This window comes from Streptomyces atratus (assembly GCF_040655115.1).
GTDB lineage: Bacteria > Actinomycetota > Actinomycetes > Streptomycetales > Streptomycetaceae > Streptomyces > Streptomyces atratus_D.
Genome location: NZ_JBFAJH010000026.1, coordinates 38,209 through 55,767, shown reverse-complemented (window position 1 = coordinate 55,767; position 17,559 = coordinate 38,209). Strand labels below are relative to the sequence as shown.

Genomic DNA, 17,559 nt, shown 5'->3' with positions numbered 1-17,559 from the left:
ACAGGGCTGCGACCGCCGCGGTTCGCCTGCGGTGGGCGCAGCCCTGTCACTGCCCAGTGGTGGAGTGGATCAGAAGCGATCGATGTTGTCGTGAACCCACTCGCGGAACGTGCGCGCGGGGTGGCCAGTGAGCTCCTCGACAGCCGGGGAGACCGAGAGGGCGGCAGCGTCCGGGCCGAGGACCTCCAGGACGGAAGGCACGAGCATGTCGGGCAGGTGGCCGGCGCCGCGAAGAGCTTCGGCCGCTCGACGCCGATCTCCTCGTAACGCGCCTCAAGGCCAAGCGCGTCGGCGACGATTCCGGTCTGCCATGCGGTGGTCAGCGCCTCGGGGCCGGTGAGCGTGTAGGCCTTGCCGTTGTGGCCCGGCTCGGTCCCCGAGGAGCTCGGGGTGCACAGGGTCGACCGCAGGGCCAACAGCCGACTGGATACGTCCAGTTGCTCGGGCAGCCAGTCGCTCTGCACCATCTGCGTCCAGGTCCGCGGGCGTCTTGTCGATCGACAGGCTGGGCGTGGACGACCCTCGTGGTCACCCCGCACGGGCAGGTGGTCGTCCTCGACCTGCTCGAAGCGGACCGGCTCGGGGCTCTCTCCAGTAGCGGCCGACACCGGGGTTCATGGCGCACACCCATCGCGTGACGCTCAATCTCACCGCTTGCGCTCCGCGTCGGCCGTGACGACCCACGCCCTGATGCCGCCCTTGGCGGTCGCGTCGTGGGTCAGCGAAAACAGTCAACTCCAACTGGATCGGGCCCACCTGGAAGTGAATGTCCGAGTCGGGGTCTGATGCGGCCGCCTCGGTGATCTGCGCGCGGAGTGCTCGCACAGCAGACCCAGTTCGACGGGGGCGTCATCGGGACCGTCGTCCGGCTTGCCATGAGAGAACCACATCTCTTCAACTCCTCGGAGACCGAAGCATTTGGGGTACATCATGATGAGCACCGCGACGGTGGCGAGCAACAGGAAGACCGCTATTCGCAGTGCCCGTACCGACTTGGAAAAACTGGGTGTGAATCGAAGTCACGCGTGTGTGACTGTCGAACGTCAAGAGCAGGTGCGCCCAACTCACCACGCCCGCCCGGCCCGGCCGGCGCCCGCCGCGGAGCGAAGAGGCCGGGTCGCCGAGCATCCGATGGACTGAGGTTCGGGGCCGGTGTATGCCTTCGTCGGCGACGAGTTCCGGCGGGCCAGCGCCTGCAAACCGCACTCGATGCGGGCTGTGGGGCGTCCAGGTCGGCCGGCTCGGCGCACGGTGAGAGGTGCGACCACGGCGACGGGCAGCGGGAGAACCCGGAACGGCTCGATATCGTCCCGCTGTCCCCAAGAACGCGCCTGCGTGATGCCGGCGGAGTCGCGCGTGAAGGGACCGCCCACCCCACCGAAGCGACTCACTGGCCGAAGAAGCTCAACCGGACCTTACGGTTGGTGTTGCTGATGTTCGTGTCCACCAAACTCCGTTAAGTCAACCTCAGCGTAGCCGCAAAGTCTCGAGACCACGAGGGCCTTGGAGGGAGGCTCCGGAGAAACTTCAACCCTCGACCTCTTTCTTCGGGACGAAGAGGTCGTGGGTTCAAATCCCGCCGCCCCGACAGAGGAACACCAGGTCAGGGGCCTGATCCGCATCGCGGGTCGGGCCCCTGAGTGGTTTGTGGGACCGTTCTGGGAGCCACTTTGGGAGCCAAGTTCGGGATGCGGCTCCCCGCCGGCCCCTCATCACTCCGGTCGTACGAGTGCGTGCGCTCCCCAGATTCAGCTCAGCAGCCCACCAATGGCATGGGCGAGAGCTTCTCCGCTCTGCTGGACGGCGGTCCCGAGGACAAGTGCGGGCAGCGCCTGTGCGATCCCCCTCAACGTGGTCGCCCCCTCGGCCGGAGCCTCAAGCGAGCCGTCCACCGTGCCCGCCATGGCCCTCAACGCCTCCGTGTGCTGCAGACCCGTCGCATTGCGGTCGAGGTCCTCGCGGAACGCGACGAGGAGTGCCCGTACGGAGTCGACGTCGGTGGTCCCGTGGGCTGACGCGACCTGGTGCACGTGGGAGATGTTCTGTCCGACGACGTTCTGCAGTGGAGCGTTGTTGTTGCCGCCGATGCTGATGCCTGCCCCGTGCCCCGGTTCGGGCGTGGGGTCCGGTCGGCGTCGTCCGATGGCCATCACTTTCCTCCTTGGCTGGTGGAGCCCTGCCCGATGTTGCTGTTGCCGTTGCCGACGACGTTCTGGATGGGGGCGTTGTTGTCGCCGTAGATCTGGATGTTGTTGGTCACGGCGGCCACCTGCTGGTCGTAGGCGGTGGTGTCGATGCCCAGGTCGCGCAGGTAAGCGGCGACGGTGCGGAATACACAGGTCTCCATGAGGACGACGTGTCGCTTGGCGTCGTCGCTCTGGTGCATGTCGGTGACTTCTTCGGTCGAGTACCGGTCCCGCAGGCTCACCGGGTCCTCTTCCTCCGCACGGTTCTCGATGCTCTCGCCGAGCCCGATCCGGGCGATCAGCCGCCACAGAGCCAGGGGGCCGACAGCGGCGTCCAGGAGGGCTCGGGCCGTCACCCACCTGAGCAGCCGCACACCGCGCTTGCCGACGGGGGTCGCCGTCATTCTCAGCTCGTTGTAGAGCGGGGTCATGACATGCGGCCGCACGGTCAGTCGCAACTCGCCTGCTTCCAGCGCGGCGTGCACGAACACGCTGACCACGACCTGACCGTCCCAGGTGATGCACTGCGCGCGCAGATAGAGCCGTGTCGGCTCGCTGGAGGGCGACTTTCGGCCCCGGCCCGTCAGGTCCGGGGCTTCCCCGTTCGCCTCCCGGGTCCGCTGGAGCCAGAGGTGAGACGGCAGCCCGAGCACCCGCTCCATGGAGAACCCCGGCAGCGGGTCCGTGATCTCCCTTACGCCACGGCCCAGTTCATCGAGTGCGGCGCCCACGCGCCGTAGCAGTTCGGCCTCGCCGAAGGGCTTGACCGGCTCCTCGGGGTCTTTGGGTTTCAAAGAAATGTTGATGTGGGCGGCTCCCCAGTGGTCGCGCCCTGCGCCGATGAAGTGCTGCGAAGCGTCGTAGGGCAACCGACGCCCCTCCTGCTCCTCCCCGAGCGCCGACATCCTCCGTGTAGCCTTCGGCGTCGCCCACGGCAGCGTGTCACGGGAGACCTGCCTGCGGCTCAGTACGGACAGCGCGGACCTCGCCACCAGCCGGTCCCCGGCGTACACCACCGCCATCCCGGCGAGAAGGCCGAACGGCACTACGGCCAGGCCGAGTCTCGGCGCCGACACCACGTCCGCACCCGGGTTGTACGGCACCAGCGCGAGCATCCACGGAATGACGAGAGGCAGGTATGCCAGACGTGGACGACGGGCCAGTCGACTGTTGAACTTCTGCCTTCGTTGGGCTCGAAACGCCGCCCACCTCATGGTGAGGGCGACCACGACGACACCCACCCAGATCGCCGTCGCCCATGGAGAGACGTACACCCGGCCGCCGCCAGGAGCAGCAGGAAGCACAGACGCCGCAGCAGCGACGCCGCGGCGTCGGGCAGCACTCGCCGGCGCCCCTCGACGTCGTCCGCCAGCGCGATCCGCAGCTGGGACAGGTCCGACACGGCCAATGCGGAGCGCTGGTAGACGAACTCGTTCTCCGGATCCCGGACCCGCAGTGAGGCCCCGACCGGCAGCAGCTCGGCTGGCCAGGCGCCGCCCCTGGCGGTTGCCGCGACGCGCCGCAGCGGAGCCCCGAAGGAGAAGTCGCCGGGCTCCTCACCGACCAGCGCTGCCTCCGCGAGGTCCACCGCCGCCAGGTCGGCGTACTCGGGCACCAGCACCCCGGCCAGCCCTTCGGCGGTGCGGACGATGTCGAGCGAACCCAATAGCAGCTTCTCCGACCCTCTGACCAGAGCCAGTCCGCGTTGCGCCTGTTGCCGGTCGGTGATGTCGTTGAAGATGACCGCGACCCCGGTACAGCGGCCCTCCTGTTCCTCCAACCGCAGTGCCGACAAGGAGATGGTGCGCTCTTGCTCGGGTGCCTTCTGGTAGCGCGCTCGGACCACCTGGTTGGTCATCGGCTTCCCGGTCTCCGCGACCTGGCGCAGCTGCTTCACGAGGGCCACTGCGTCCGCCGATACCAACACCTCGTCGAGGGCCACACCGACCGGCCCGGCCCCGGTGCGGGCGAGCGGGCCGACGGCGTCGGGCGGGTGGTTGGTCCGGATAATCCGCAGATCGGCGTCGTGCAGCGCCAGCCCTATTTCGGTCTGCCTGAACAGCGCGCGCACCAGGGCGTCGTCCTGTTCCCGGTCTGCGGCCGCCGCCGCCGGAACCGCCCACACCAGGCAGAGAGCCTGGGAATCGCCGCTCAGCGGTAGCGCCTCGAGGAGCACCTGCACGGCCTGGCCGCCGTCGTGGCGCAGCGTCGCCGGTCCGCCGGGCGGGAGCAGCCACTCGCCGGGCTCAGCGAGCAGGTCAGCGAACGGCCGGCCGATCAGCTCCCTGACCTCTACGCCGAGCAACTCCTTGACCGCGGGCGTGCAGGCCACCATGGTCCCGCGGTCGTCCAGCACCATCGCCGCTCCGTCGCTCAGCAGTCGCCCGGCGATATCGGATACAGGGTTCGCACTCGTTTGCCTCACCCTCTTGCATAGCGGTTGCCTGCTTTCCATTCAACGCGCCTGCACGTGTCACCTGCATCCCGGAACGGGCTGTTCGGTTGCCGGGTGGCCGGGAGTGCGCCCGGGGCAGGAGCTGAGCAAGACCGACATCGCCGCGTCCATGATCCGCTTCCTGGCGGCCTGCCACTACGGCCGACGCATCCACGTCGTCGCGGACGCCGCCTACCACGGCAAAGCCCTGCGCGATCTGCCCGCGACCTGCACCTTCACCACCCGGCTTCCCTCATCCTCGGTCCTGTCCGCCCTGGCCCCGCCCAGAACCGGCAAACGCGGGCGCCCCGCACTCAAAGGCGCCCGCCTGGGCACGCCCGCCCAGCTCGTGGCCACCGCCGACTTCGCTCCCGTACGGGTCACGCGCTACCAACGCACCGACACCGTGCCCCTGGCCGAGATCACCTGCCTGTGGTACGGCTCCTTCCACACCCGCACCGTGCGCGTGATCCTGCTGCGCGACGACACCACCGACACCGGTTACGACCTCGCCCTGGTCACCACCGACCTGACCAGCAGCCCAGCCGAGCTGATCACCCGTTACGCGATGCGCTGGTCGATCGAGGTCACCTTCGCCGAGGTCCGCGACCTACTCGTAGCCGGCCAGGCCCAAAGCCGTACCCGGGCCGCGGTAGAGCGCACCGTGCCCTTCGCCCTGTACTGCTACACGATCACCGTGGCCTGATACGCGCTGCACGGCCACCACCCCCGCGACGTGGCCGAGCACCGCGAGCGCGCACCCACGGGAGTGGTCACCGTCCACCATGGCACCGGCACCTACGTGGACCTGCCGGTCTCACCGATGGACTGAGCAGATGTGGCGGCCGCACCCGCCTCAGGCGACGGACTCCTCCTGATCCCGCCACAGCCCTCGCTGGGCGAGGGTCTCGATCAGGGCGTCACCGCCGCTGAGGATGTGGTCGACCATGAGTTTGCGGGCGCGGCGGGCGTCGCTGTTGTGCAGCGCCTCGACGATCTGCGGATGGTCGTCGCTGGTGTGCTCCACCTGGCCCTCGATGGCTGCGTAGAAGGTGTTGGGCAGGTGCTTGACGACCGAGCCGAGCAGCCGCGCGAGCCGGTGGGAGTCGGCCACCGTGTTGACCGTCCGGTGGAATTGGTGGCCCAGGTCGGCGAGGGCGCGGTCGTCGCCCTTGTCGACAGCCACCTTGTACCGCTCACAGATCGCTTCCAGCTGCGCGATCTCGGCGGACGTGATTGCCTTCGCCGCCCGGGCCGCCAGCTCGCCCGCAAGGGTGGCCTGCGCCCAGAAGAGGTCCCGTACGTCCTGGCGGGTGAAGGGCTCCACGACGAAGCCCTTGCGGGGCACGAGCTTGACGAAGCCCTCGCTCCGCAGCGCCAGGAGCCCTTCGCGGACCGGGGTGTTGCTCACGCCGACCGCCTCGGCGATGGGCTCCATACGGAGGAAGTCGCCCGGGCGCGCCTCACCGGAGATGATCATTTCGCGCACGTACGAGGCAACCTCCTCCGGGAGCTGCTGCCTGGCGCTGCGCGCGTTCGCCTTGATCACATACGGGTCCGGCATGCGTCACCCTTCACGTGCCCCAGAAAAGATATTCAATATATTGTACGGCACATCCTTGTGCTCGAGAGACGCCTTCGGACACCGCCAGGGTGGCCGGCAGGTCCGGCTTCCCGCCGACCGCCGATGCGGAGGTCATCGCCGGCGGCTGTGCGTCACCACATGGCTCATGCACTGCACGGCCCGGTCGGGCTCGCTGTACGTCGGGACCCCGGCCCTCAGGAGTTCCAGCCGCGGCCGTCCGCTGCCCCCGGTCCAGGCGACCAGGAAGGGCTTCTCCGTACTTCGGTACGCCTTGGTCAGAGTCGCGACGATCTCGTCGGAGCCCTTGTCAGCGTTGCCGAGCACCACCAGGACAGCATCGGTGTCGTCGTTCTCATTGACGACCCGCAGCGAGCGCTCCAGCAGCGACAGGTCGTTGATCATCGCCCCAGTCATGTCGATCGGGTTCTTGACCGCGCCGAAGTAGGGGAGTCCACCGGCGAGGGCCTCCCGGTCCGCGTCACTCGCCCAGGTGTCCACCTGCAGGCCCAGCTCGACCGCTCGGTCGGCGGCCAGAGCGCCCGCGCCACCACTGAGCGTGACGATCGTCAGTCGGCGGCCCGCTGCGCGGCGCCCGTCGGCGAAGGCCAGGGCCGCGTCCGACAGCGCCTCCATGCTGCGCACCCGGATTGCCCCCTCGGCGACACTGGCCGCTTCGAACTCCGCGTCGTCCCCGGCGACGCTGCCGGTGTGCGCGGCAACTGCCCGAGCCCCGGCCGCGCTGCGCCCGGACTTCAGCAGTACGAGGGGCTTGTCCTTCGCCTTCGCGGACCTGGCGAGGCCCCGCAGGGCCTCCAAGTCCCTGACGCCCTCGATGTGTCCGAGGAGGACCTGCACGTCGTCCGCGTCGACCAGTGCCGACAGCACCTCGGGGACGGTGACGTCGGCTTCGTTGCCGGTGTTGCCGAAGTAGGTGACACCGAGGCCGAGGCTGTTCATCGTGCTGTAGGTGAAGGTGCCGACCGCGCCGCTCTGCGAGACCAGGGCGATCGGCGAGACCGGTCGCTCGCTCTCGTCGTCGAAGGCCGTGGAGAAGGTGGCGAAGGCACGGTGGGCCAGCGCGAAGGTGCCCAGGCAGTTCGGGCCGACCACGCGCATCCCGGCGCGCGCCGCGATGTCCGATATCTCCTGCTGCTCGGGGTGGCCCTTCTCACCGATCTCTGAGAAGCCGGAGGCGAAGACGGTGACGGCTCCGACCCCGGCGTCCGCGCACGCGCGCACCGCTTCCACGACCGCGGGCGCCGGGACCACGACGATCGCCAGGTCCACCGGACCGGGCACCTCCCCGACCGTGGCGAACGTCTTGACGCCCTGGACCTCGCTGCGGCGCGAGTTCACTGCGTACAGGTCGCCCTCGTAGCCGAACTTCTTCAGGTAGGCGAGCGGCCGGCCGGACAGCTTGTCCGGGTCGGAGGAGGCGCCCAGCACCACGATGCTGCGTGGCCGGAAGTACAGGTCGGCGACCGAGCGTGTCACGAGTGGGCCTCCGGACGGAAGACGGGCTCGCGGCGCTCGCGGTGGGAGGCGACGCCCTCGCGGACGTCGGGCCCGCCGAAGCCGAGGAACTCCAGGCCGAGGGAGGCGTCGAAGATCGACCCCTGCTGGCGGTACCACTGGTTCATCGAGTACTTGGTCCAGCGGATGGCCTCCTGGGCGCCGCCACTGAGCTCGCCGGCGATCCCGCGGGCCTTCTCCAGCAGTTCCTCCGGAGCCACGGACAGCGATACGAGGCCAGCGCTCTCGGCGTCGGCGCCGGAGATCTCCCGGCAGGTCAGCAGGAGGTACTTGGCCTTCGCCATGCCGCACAGCAGCGGCCAGACCATGGCGGCGTGGTCGCCCGCGGTGACGCCCAGCCGGGTGTGGCCGTCGATGATGCGCGCGTTGGTCGCCGCCACGGAGATGTCGGCCATCAGTGCGACCACCAGGCCCGCGCCGACCGCCGGGCCGTGGATCGCGGAGATGATCGGCTTGGAGCAGTTGATGATGTTGTAGAAGAGGTCGCGGGACTCTCGCATGACGCGCATGCGCACGTCGTAGTCCTCGATCTGTGCGTCGATCAGGGCGAAGTCCCCGCCGGCGGAGAACGCCTTGCCCTCGCCGCGGACCAGCACGGCCCGCACCTCGGGGTCGCGGTCGATGACGGGCCAGATCGCGGGGATCTCGCTGTGGGTCTCCTCGTCGACGGCGTTCAGGTTCGGGCCGTCGAAGATGACCTCGAGCACGCCCGGCTGGTTCCGCTCGAACCGGAGCCGCTTGAACTGGCTGTAAGGGTCGGTCACGGGATGTCCTTTCGGTCGGCGGTCGGCGCGATATCGCGCCAGACCTTGATGAGCTTCGCCACGTCGGTTGGGGCAGCCGTGGGGGCGGCCGGTTCCCTGGCGGGCGTGCGGCTGAACCGCGGAGCGGGAGCGGGGTGGAGCACATCCCCCAGCTGCAGGTAGAACCCGCGGTCGGTGTTGTGCGGGTGCGCCGCGGCCTCGTCGAAGTCGAGTACGGGCGTGACGCAGGCGTCGGTGCCGCGGTAGATCTCCGCCCACTCGTCGCGACTGCGGGTGCGGATGGCACCGGCGATGAACCCGCGCAGCCGCGGCCACTGTGCACGGTCCTGCTGGTCCGGCCAGTCGGCCGTGTCGACGCGGAGGTGCTTGAGGAACTCCGCGTAGAAGTCGTCCTCGAGCGCCCCGACGGCCAGGTACTTGCCGTCCGCGCACTCGTAGGTGTCGTAGAACGGGGCGCCGCCGTCGAGGTAGTTGGTGCCCGCCTCGTCGGAGTAGGTGCCGGCTGCGCGCAGACCCTGGATGCGGGCCGTCAGGGCGGCCACCCCGTCGACCATCGCGGCATCGACGACCTGGCCCTGCCCGGAGCGCTTCGCCTCGAGCACGGCGCAGACGATGCCGAAGGCGGCGAAGGTGCCGCCGCCCGCGTAATCGCCCAGCAGGTTGATCGGCGGCATCGGTGAGACGCCCGCGCGGCCGAGTGCCTGCAGGACGCCCGACTGCGCCACGTAGTTGATGTCGTGCCCGGCCGTGTGGGAGAGCGGCCCGGACTGGCCGTATCCGGTCAGCCGCGCGTACACCAGCTCGGGCCGGTGGCGGAGCAGCTCGCCGGGGCCGAGTCCCAGGCGCTCGGTGACGCCCGGGCGGAAGCCCTCGACGAAGACGTCCGCCTGCTCGACGAGGTCGAGCACCGCAGAGCGGCCCTCGCTGCTCTTCAGGTCCAGCTCGGCCGTGTCGACTCCGCGGTTGGAGATGTCGTGCGCGGGATCCATGTTCTGCATCTGCGCCAGGGCGCGCGCGGGACGGGTGGCCGGGCGGGCGACCCGTACGACGTGCGCGCCCATGTCCGCGAGCAGCATGGAGGCGTACGGCGTCGGCCCCATGCCCGCAAGCACCACGACCCTGATGCCGGTCAGTGGCCCGGTTACCCTGTCCATATCGGTCTCCTCCCCGCCTCAGGCGACCCGCTCGAAGATGGCCGTCAGGCCCTGGCCGCCGCCTATGCACATGGTTTCCAGGGCGTAGCGGCCCTCCCTGCGGTCGAGTTCGCGCAGCATGGTGGCGAGGATCCGCACCCCCGTGGCCCCGACGGGGTGGCCGAGCGAGATGCCCGAGCCGTTGACGTTGAGGCGGTCGAAGTCCGCCTCGGCCAGACCCCATTCCTTGGTGACTGCAAGCGCCTGGGCGGCGAACGCCTCGTTGAGCTCGATGATGTCCATGTCGTCCAGGGACAGGCCCGCCCGGGCAAGCGCCCGCTCGGTGGAGGGCACCGGGCCGATGCCCATGCGGTGCGGCTCGACGCCGGCCGCCGCCCAGCTGACCACCCGGCCCAGCGGCCGCAGGCCGAGCTCCTCGGCCTTCTCCCGCGTGGTGACGAGGCATGCGGCGGCGCCGTCGTTCTGGCCGCTGGCGTTGCCGGCGGTGACGGTGGCCTTCTCGTCGATCCTGCCCCGTACGGGCCGCAGCTCGGACAGGCTCTCCAGCGAGATGTCCGGACGCGGGTGCTCGTCGGTGTCGACGACGACCTCGCCCTTTCGGGACTTGACCGTCACGGGGACGATTTCCTCCTTGAACCGGCCGTCTTGTTGGGCCGCCACCGCCCGCTGGTGCGAGGCCAGCGCGAGCCGGTCCTGCTCCTCGCGGGTGACGTTGTACTCGCGGCGCAGGTTCTCCGCGGTCTCAAGCATGCCGCCCTCGACCGGGTAGAACTTGCCGCCGGAGGTGATGCGGCCGCGGGCGATCCGGTCCCACAGCGGGCTGGAGTCGCCGCGGATGCCGAAGCGCCCGCCGATCACGTAGTGCTCGGCCTGGCTCATGCTCTCGGCGCCGCCAGCGATGACGACGTCGCAGGCCCCGGTCTGCACGCGCATGGCCGCGTCCAGCACCGCCTGCAGCGCCGAGCCGCAGCGCCGGTCGAGCTGGGTGCCCGGCACGGTGATCGGGAAGCGGGCGTCCAGCGCCGCAATGCGGCCGATGGCGGGGGCCTCGCCGTTCGGGTAGCACTGCCCGAACAGCACGTCGTCGATCTGGCCCGGGTCGATGCCGGTACGGCTGACCAGCTCCGTCAGGACCGTGGCGGCCAGCTCCGCCGCCGGCAGGCTCTTGAAGACCCCGCCGTAGCGGCCCACCGGCGTGCGCAGCGGCTCGCAGATGACTGCTTCGCGCATGTCGTCCTCTCTTCGTTCGGGTCCGTGGTGCGGGTGGGGCGGGTCCTCAGATCCCGCGCCCGCCGGTGACTTCGAGGACGGCGCCGTTGATGTACGACGCCATGGGGCCGGCCAGGAACGCCACCGCGTCCGCCACCTCGTCGGGCGTGCCCGCACGCCCCATGGGGACTTCGGCCTCCTTGGAGGCGAAGATCTCCGGCTTCATGGCGAGCGTCATGTCGGTCCGGATCAGGCCGGGCTGGATCGCGTTGACCCGGGCGCCGGAGGGGCCGAGCTCCTTCGCGGCCGCCTTCGTGAGACCGATCAGACCGGCTTTCGCCGCGCTGTAGTTGGTCTGACCGGGGTTGCCAATCTTCCCGGACAGCGAGGAGACGTTGACGACTGCGCCGCTGCCCTGCTTGCGGAACAGCCCTGCCACGGCCCGGGTGCCCAGCCAGGCACCCCGGAGGCTGACGTCGAGGACCAGGTCGAAGTCCTCGGGCGTCATCTTCGTCATGTACCGGTCGCGGGTGACGCCGGCGTTGTTGACGAGGATGTCGACGCCGCCGAACTCGGCCAGGCAGCGCGCCACCAGCTGCTCCTGGTCGGTCTCGTCGGTGACGTCGCACGGGGCGGCCAGCACCGGCGCCCCGTCCGCCCTCCACGGTTCGACGGCAGCGGCAGCCTTCTCACCGTCGATGTCGGCGATCAGGACCTTGGCGCCGTGGTCCAGCAGAGTCTCGGCGATCGCAAGGCCGATGCCCTGCCCGCCGCCGGTGACGATGGCAACCTTGCCCTCGAGCATGCGGCCTTCCTTGCTCATCCGCCCCTTCATCAGTACGACTTCGGGAGGCCGAGGATCTTGGTGGAGACGTAGTTGAGCACCATCTCCTGCGAGATGGGCGCGACCTTGAGCAGCCGCGACTCTCGCCAGAACCGCTCGACGTAGTACTCCTTGGCGTACGAGTAACCGCCGAGGGTCTGCATCGCGCGGTCGCACGCCTGGAAGCCGGCCTCGCTGCCGAGGAACTTGGCCGCGTTGGCCTCGGGGCCGCACGGCTGCTCTGCGTCGTAGAGTTGGGCGGCCTTCATGGCGATCTGCTCGGCGGCCTGGAGGCGGATCCAGGAGTCGGCGAGCGGGTGGGCGACGGCCTGGTTCTTGCCGATGGGGCGGTCGAAGACGACCCGGGAGTTGGCGTACTTCACGGCCTCGTCCAGGGCGGCGCGGCCCAGGCCGATCTGCTCCATGGCGACCACGATGCGCTCGGGGTTCAGGCCGTCGAGCAGGTAGGAGAAGCCCTTGCCGACCTCGCCGACGACCTCGTCGTCACGGACCTCGAGGTTGTCGATGAACAGCTCGTTGGAGTCGATGGCCGAGCGGCCCATCTTGTCGATCTCGCGGACGGTGATGCGCTCACGGTCCAGGTCGGTGAAGAACAGCGTCATGCCGTCCATCGGCTTCTCCTCCGACCGCGGGGAGGTCCGGGCCAGCAGGAGGATCTTCTTGGCGTTCTGGGCGTTGGTGATCCACACTTTCTGGCCGTTGATCACCCAGCCGCCGTCTGTCTTGACGGCGCGGGTGCTGATGCGCGAGGTGTCGACACCGGCGGTCGGCTCGGTCACGCCGAAGCACATGAGCAGCTCGCCCTTGGCGATCTGCGGCAGGAACTCCCGCTTCATCTCCTCGGAGCCGTGCCGGATGATGGGCCCGGGCGGGAAGATGTAGAAGTGGATCGCCGAGGCGCCGGAGGCGCCGGCGCCGGAGTAGCCGATCTCGTGCAGCATGACCGCGGACTCCACGAGGCCGAGACCGATGCCGCCGTACTCCTCGGGGATCATCGCACCGAGCCAGCCGCCGTCGGCGAACGCCTTGACGAACTCCCAGGGGTACTCGTGCTTGGCGTCCTTCTCCCGCCAGTACTCCAGGTCGAACTTGCGGGCCAGTTCACGCGTTGTCTTGCGGATCAGCTCGAGGTCCGCGGGGTCCTTCTCGGTCATCGCTTCTCTCCTGCTTCGTGGTGGTGGGGTATGTCTTCGAGCGGGGTGGCGGGATCGAGCGACGACATGTCTCCGGGCGGCAGGCCGAGGTGGCGGGCCCTGATCGCGCGGCGCATGATCTTGCCGTTCTTGGTCTTGGGGAGGGTCGGTACGACGACGACGTCGGGGGCGAAGGACCTGCCAACGTGGTGGACGGCAGTTGTGACGAGGTCGTCGTGGTCGACGTCGTCACGAACGACGACGAAGGCGACGACCCGCTGGCCCCGGTCGGGGTCGGGCACGCCGACCACGGCCGCCTCGGCGATCCGGGGGTCCTTGAGCAGCGCCGCCTCCAGCTCGGCGGGCCCGACCCGGCGCCCCGACACCTTGATCGTGTCGTCGGAGCGCCCGTGGATCCGCCACGTCCCGTCGGCGTCCACGCTGGCCATGTCTCCGTGGCACCAGATCTTCGGCCACCGCTGCCAGTACGTCTTCAGGTAGCGGCTGCGGTCCTGCCAGAAGGCGTGAGTCATGCCGGGCCAGGTGTTGCGTACGGTCAACTCGCCTACGGAGCCGGTAACGTCCTGGCCGGAATCGTTCAGGACGGCGACATCCATGCCGGGCAGCGGGCCGTTGAAGCCCGCCGCCTCGCTGGCCAGGAAGGGGTAAGTGACCAAGATACCGCCGCCGGTCTCGGTGCCGCCGCTGTAGTTGACGATGGGGCGGGAACCACCGCCGACGGTCTCGAACAGCCACCACCAGGTCGGCTCGTCCCATGCCTCGCCCGTGGAGGCGAAGGACCGTATGGCCGGCAGGTCCGAGAAGTCCCCGCCGCCGGCGTTCTTCACCGCCCGGGCGGCCGTCGGTGCAATGCCCTGGAAGGTGACGCCGTTGCGCCGGGCTATCTCCCAGAGCCGGTCGGGTCCGGGGTGGGTCGGCACCCCTTCTGTGAGCACAATCGTGGCGCCCAGCTGCAGCCCACCCATGACCAGGAGCGGGCCGAGCATCCAGCCCATGTCGGCGATCCAGGCGATGACATCGTCCTCATGGATGTCGAAGCCGTACGCGAAGTCGACCGCCGCCTTGACCGCGAAGCCGGCGTGCGAGTGCACGATGCCCTTGGGCGCGCCCGTCGTCCCGGAGGTGTAGATGAGCGTCAGCGGGTCCTGGGCGTCGGCGTCGACGGTCTTGACCGGGGCCGGGCCCGCAGGGAGGTCGTCCCAGTGGATGTCGCGGCCCGCCGTCATGTCGGTGCCGTCACCGAGGTGCTGCACCACGACGACGTTCCGTACGGAGGGTGCGTCCTGCAGGGCCTCGTCGGCGGTGGCCTTGAGCCCGACCTTCTTGCCGCGGCGCGTGGTGCCGTCGGCGGTCACCAGGACCACTGCCTCGGAGTCGCGCAGCCGCATGGCCAGAGCCTCCGCTCCGTACCCGGTGAAAGCCGGCACCGAGATCGCGCCGATCGCGGCGCAGGCCAGGAAGGCCACGACGGACTCCGGCACCACCGGCAGGAACAGGACGACGCGGTCGCCCCGCCCCACGCCCAGGCCCGCGAGGTTGGCCGCGAACCGGCGCACCTCCCGGTCGAGTTCGGCGTAGGTCAGCGTGCGGCGCTGGCCCGCGTCGCCCTCGTAGACGACGGCCGTCCGGGTCGCCCGGTCGCTCATGGCGTGCCGGTGGGCGCAGAGTTCGGCGGCGTTCAGCCGGCCCCCGACGAACCAGCGCGGGAACTCGTGGCCGTCCGAGTCGTCCCGTACGGCCTCGAACGGGGTGGTGAAGGTGATGTCGAGGTCCTCGACCACGGCCCGCCAGAACCACTCCGGGTCCCGGAGCGACCTGGTGTGCAGCTCCTGGATGTCGGAGATGCCCCAGCGCTCCATCGCCCGCAGCAGCCGGCTGCGGCCGCGCTCGGCGTCGCCGGGAACCCAGGCGGGCTCCGCCGGCGCGGCGAACCGTCGCGGCTGTGTCATCAGCTCTCCCCTGTCGACTAGTGGCTCAGGCGGCGGTCTCGACGGCGGCGCGCTTGAACATCAGGCCGGCGCGCGCGCAGTCGCACACGACCTCGTCGCGCTGGTTGATGCCGTAGTGCCGGAACTGGACGATCCCCGAGTCGTTGCGGCTGCGGGACTCCCGCTTGCTCACGATCTCGGTGCGCACCCGGACGGTGTCGCCGTGGAACAGCGGCTTGGGGAAGGTGATCTCGCTGAAACCGAGGTTGCCGAGGGTGGTGCCCTGGGTGGTGTCCTGCATGGAGATGCCGGTCACCAGACCGAGGGTGTAGAGGCTGTTCACGATCCGCTGGCCGTAGATGCTGTCCTTGGCGTACTCCGCGTCCAGGTGGAGCGGCGCAAGGTTCAGCGTCAGGGCGCAGAAGGTGATGTTGTCGCTCTCGGAGATGGTGCGACGGGTCTGATGCTCGATCACCATGCCGGGTTCGAACTCTTCGAAGTAGAGGCCGGGCATCTTCATTCCTCTTTCCTTGGTGCAGGGCTCAGTTGGCGGTGGCGCGCTCGGCGAGGAGGCGGCTGTAGGCGAGCACGTCGCGGGCGGTCTTGATGTGGGCGTAGTCGACGTGCATGCCCTCGTAGAGCACGGCGGCGGCGCCCCCGGCCTCGGCCTCCTCGAAGGCGGCGATCATGCCCTCGTAGAACTCGACCTCGAACCTCGAGGGGCTGAAGACCTCGTTGGCCACCGCGATGTGCGAGGGGTGGATGAGGACCTGGCCACGGAAGCCGAGCTCGCGGTTCTGCTCGGAGAAGCGGCGGGCGCCGTCCGGGTCGGAGAGGTCCTGCCATACACCGACCAGCGGGAACTCCAGGCCGGCGGTGCGGGCCGCCAGGACGGCGCGGCTGCGCAGGTAGAGCGTCTCCAGCCCCTCGGGGGTGAACTGGAACCCGATGGAGCGGGACACGTCGGCGTCCCGGGCGGTGCCGGCGAAGAGGGTCGCCACCCGCGGGGATGCCTTGGCCATCTGCTCGCAATGGGCGTACGCCTCGGCGGTCTCGAGGTTGCAGATGAACTCCACCGAGCCCGGCTCGACGCCGTTCTTCAGCTCGAAGTGGGTCACCAGGGCGTCGAACCGGACGATGTCCTCCGGCCCGAAGGTCTTCGGCAGGCTCAGCCCGTTCAGGCCCGGCACGACCACCGCGGCAATGTCGTCGCCGGCGATGCCGGTGTCCAGCGCGTTGACCCGTACATACAGACCAGCCTGGGAGCCGGCCTTGTGGAGGCGGGCGATCGAGCGGGCGACCTCGGCCCTCGCCTCGTCCTTCAGGCCGGCCGGGACCGAGTCCTCCAGGTCGAGGATCACGCCGTCGGCGCCGGCGGCCAGGGCCTTGTCCACCCAGGTGTCGCGGTGGCCGGGCACGAAGAGAACGGAGCGCATCGGCTTCATCGGAACCTCCTTTTCACGATGCAACATACATTATATATCCTGCATGCTAAGGCTTTCGAATATCATATATCTTCAATCGTGATGTGGATCACTGTGGTGAGCGGGCGCATCGGGCCTCTGCGCAGGTGTGCCCGCCTCCGGCGCGGGAGTGACCTCGATTCGCCGTACGACGCTCCACACCGCTATGGCGGCGAACGCCATCACCGCGGCCGCGCCCAGCCAGGCCCAGGTGAACGAGGCGTACGTGACGGCCAGTCCGAAGAGGGCCGGGCCCAGCAGGCCGCCCAGGAAGGTGCCGCTCTGCAGACGAGTCGTGGTCCGTACGAGGTGCCGCGGATACACCTGAATCGCCGCGTAGTGCAGCAGCCCCGGCCACGCCCAGCCCAGGCCGAACGTCACCACCGCGGCCGCGCCGACCACGAGCGGGCCCCGGCCCAGTGCCAGGCTGACCATGCCGAGGCTGCCGGCCACCAGGCTGATGATGACGCCGGCGAGATGGAGTTGCGGGCGCGGCAGCCGGTCGGAGAGCACACCGACGACGATGCGCGCTCCCATACCCAGCCAAGACCCCACCGCCAGGAAGATGGCCGCGGTACCGGCCGTGACACCACCGTGGACCATGCCCTCGACCAGGAACGGCGGGAGAACGGCCCCGCCCGAGGCCGCCAGGAGACCCGCGGTCGCCAGCAGCCCCAGACCCCGGGCCTGCCCCGCGCCGTCACCGGCGCGGTGGGGCTGCAGCGCCTCGGGGGAGGATCGGGCGCTGTGCCCGATCCAGCCCATGGCAGCAACGGTGGCCAGGCAAAGCACGGAGTATCCGGCGTACACCGCCCGCCAGTCGTGCCCGTGGCCGACCACGAAGTAGGCCGCCAGCGCGGCCAGCGACGCACCTCCCGGTACGGCCGACATCCGCACTCCGAAGGCGAGGCCACGTCGGTGCGAGGGAACCACCCTGGCGATGAGTAGGTTGACGGCCGGCGTGGACAGGCCGTTGGCGGCCCCGCATATCCCGGCTGCCGCGAAGAGCTGCCATCGGCCGCTCCACAGGGCGACGGTGACGGCGACCGCGGCACACAGGGCGAGGCCGAGGCGGATCAGCGTGAGCTGACTCCATCTGGCCATCAGCCGCCCGGCGAACTGGGCGACCACTGCCGAGGCGAGGTAGAAGCCGGCGAAGCTGAAGCCCACGTCGCTCGCGGTGAACGCGAAGTCCTCGCGGATCGCGAACACCAGGGCGCCGGGCAGCGGGCCAGTCATGCCGATGACGGCGCTCGCCAGTCCCGGCAGGACGACGAGCGCCGTCGTTCGCGGTGCGGCTGCCAT

At 69.7% G+C, this 17,559-nt stretch carries 17 protein-coding genes; 1 reads left to right on the top strand and 16 read right to left on the bottom strand.

Features of this window, described 5'->3' with window-relative positions:
* Positions 1 to 69 precede the first annotated feature (69 nt).
* From AB0I23_RS25065 to AB0I23_RS25045, 5 genes are all read right to left on the bottom strand, one after another.
* The gene (locus AB0I23_RS25065) at positions 70 to 207 is read right to left on the bottom strand and encodes a hypothetical protein (RefSeq protein WP_359112399.1); all 138 of its coding nucleotides are present in this window, start codon (positions 205 to 207) and stop codon (positions 70 to 72) included.
* A 321-nt stretch (positions 208 to 528) separates the two neighbouring features.
* A complete protein-coding gene (locus AB0I23_RS25060) occupies positions 529 to 825 on the bottom strand; it encodes a trypco2 family protein (protein WP_359112397.1) in 297 nt (98 codons plus the stop codon).
* 923 nt (positions 826 to 1,748) lie between these two features.
* Complete coding sequence (locus tag AB0I23_RS25055; protein ID WP_359112395.1) at positions 1,749 to 2,150, bottom strand: hypothetical protein; 402 nt, start codon at positions 2,148 to 2,150, stop codon at positions 1,749 to 1,751.
* The gene (locus AB0I23_RS25050) at positions 2,150 to 3,301 is read right to left on the bottom strand and encodes a hypothetical protein (protein WP_359112393.1); all 1,152 of its coding nucleotides are present in this window, start codon (positions 3,299 to 3,301) and stop codon (positions 2,150 to 2,152) included. The genes AB0I23_RS25055 and AB0I23_RS25050 overlap by 1 nt, the downstream gene beginning before the upstream one ends.
* 95 nt (positions 3,302 to 3,396) lie before the next feature.
* Complete coding sequence (locus AB0I23_RS25045; RefSeq protein ID WP_359112391.1) at positions 3,397 to 4,545, bottom strand: PAS domain-containing protein; 1,149 nt, start codon at positions 4,543 to 4,545, stop codon at positions 3,397 to 3,399.
* 160 nt (positions 4,546 to 4,705) lie between these two features.
* Between AB0I23_RS25045 and AB0I23_RS25040 the strand changes: the two genes are divergently transcribed.
* Entirely contained in the window at positions 4,706 to 5,326 is a 621-nt protein-coding gene (locus AB0I23_RS25040; protein WP_359112390.1) for a transposase, read from the top strand.
* A gap of 150 nt (positions 5,327 to 5,476) precedes the next feature.
* On the opposite strand, the gene AB0I23_RS25035 is transcribed toward AB0I23_RS25040, so the two are convergent.
* The 11 genes from AB0I23_RS25035 to AB0I23_RS24985 all read right to left on the bottom strand — a co-directional run bounded on the left by AB0I23_RS25035 (position 5,477) and on the right by AB0I23_RS24985 (position 17,559).
* Positions 5,477 to 6,184, bottom strand: coding sequence for a GntR family transcriptional regulator (locus AB0I23_RS25035; protein WP_359112388.1), 708 nt, complete (start codon positions 6,182 to 6,184; stop codon positions 5,477 to 5,479).
* Between the two features lie 132 nt (positions 6,185 to 6,316).
* Positions 6,317 to 7,699 (bottom strand): acetate--CoA ligase family protein, encoded by a 1,383-nt coding sequence (locus tag AB0I23_RS25030; protein WP_359112387.1) that lies wholly within the window; start codon positions 7,697 to 7,699, stop codon positions 6,317 to 6,319.
* The gene (locus AB0I23_RS25025; protein ID WP_359112385.1) at positions 7,696 to 8,502 is read right to left on the bottom strand and encodes an enoyl-CoA hydratase/isomerase family protein; all 807 of its coding nucleotides are present in this window, start codon (positions 8,500 to 8,502) and stop codon (positions 7,696 to 7,698) included. The genes AB0I23_RS25030 and AB0I23_RS25025 overlap by 4 nt, the downstream gene beginning before the upstream one ends.
* Entirely contained in the window at positions 8,499 to 9,656 is a 1,158-nt protein-coding gene (locus AB0I23_RS25020; RefSeq protein WP_359112384.1) for a CaiB/BaiF CoA transferase family protein, read from the bottom strand. Before AB0I23_RS25020 ends, AB0I23_RS25025 begins: the two co-directional genes overlap by 4 nt.
* An 18-nt stretch (positions 9,657 to 9,674) precedes the next feature.
* Positions 9,675 to 10,886, bottom strand: coding sequence for an acetyl-CoA C-acetyltransferase (locus tag AB0I23_RS25015; protein ID WP_359112382.1), 1,212 nt, complete (start codon positions 10,884 to 10,886; stop codon positions 9,675 to 9,677).
* 46 nt (positions 10,887 to 10,932) lie between these two features.
* Entirely contained in the window at positions 10,933 to 11,670 is a 738-nt protein-coding gene (fabG, locus tag AB0I23_RS25010) for a 3-oxoacyl-ACP reductase FabG (protein ID WP_359112380.1), read from the bottom strand.
* Between the two features lie 29 nt (positions 11,671 to 11,699).
* Positions 11,700 to 12,863 (bottom strand): acyl-CoA dehydrogenase family protein, encoded by a 1,164-nt coding sequence (locus tag AB0I23_RS25005; RefSeq protein WP_359112378.1) that lies wholly within the window; start codon positions 12,861 to 12,863, stop codon positions 11,700 to 11,702.
* Positions 12,860 to 14,812 carry an AMP-binding protein gene (locus tag AB0I23_RS25000; RefSeq protein WP_359112376.1) on the bottom strand — a complete coding sequence of 651 codons (1,953 nt, stop codon included), beginning with the start codon at positions 14,810 to 14,812 and terminating at the stop codon, positions 12,860 to 12,862. The genes AB0I23_RS25005 and AB0I23_RS25000 overlap by 4 nt, the downstream gene beginning before the upstream one ends.
* 25 nt (positions 14,813 to 14,837) lie before the next feature.
* Positions 14,838 to 15,311: a MaoC family dehydratase gene (locus AB0I23_RS24995; RefSeq protein WP_359112374.1), complete on the bottom strand. Its 474-nt coding sequence runs from the start codon at positions 15,309 to 15,311 to the stop codon at positions 14,838 to 14,840.
* Between the two features lie 22 nt (positions 15,312 to 15,333).
* Positions 15,334 to 16,236, bottom strand: a complete 903-nt coding sequence (locus AB0I23_RS24990) for an HpcH/HpaI aldolase/citrate lyase family protein (protein ID WP_359112373.1) — start codon at positions 16,234 to 16,236, stop codon at positions 15,334 to 15,336.
* Between the two features lie 72 nt (positions 16,237 to 16,308).
* Positions 16,309 to 17,559, bottom strand: a complete 1,251-nt coding sequence (locus AB0I23_RS24985; protein ID WP_359112371.1) for an MFS transporter — start codon at positions 17,557 to 17,559, stop codon at positions 16,309 to 16,311.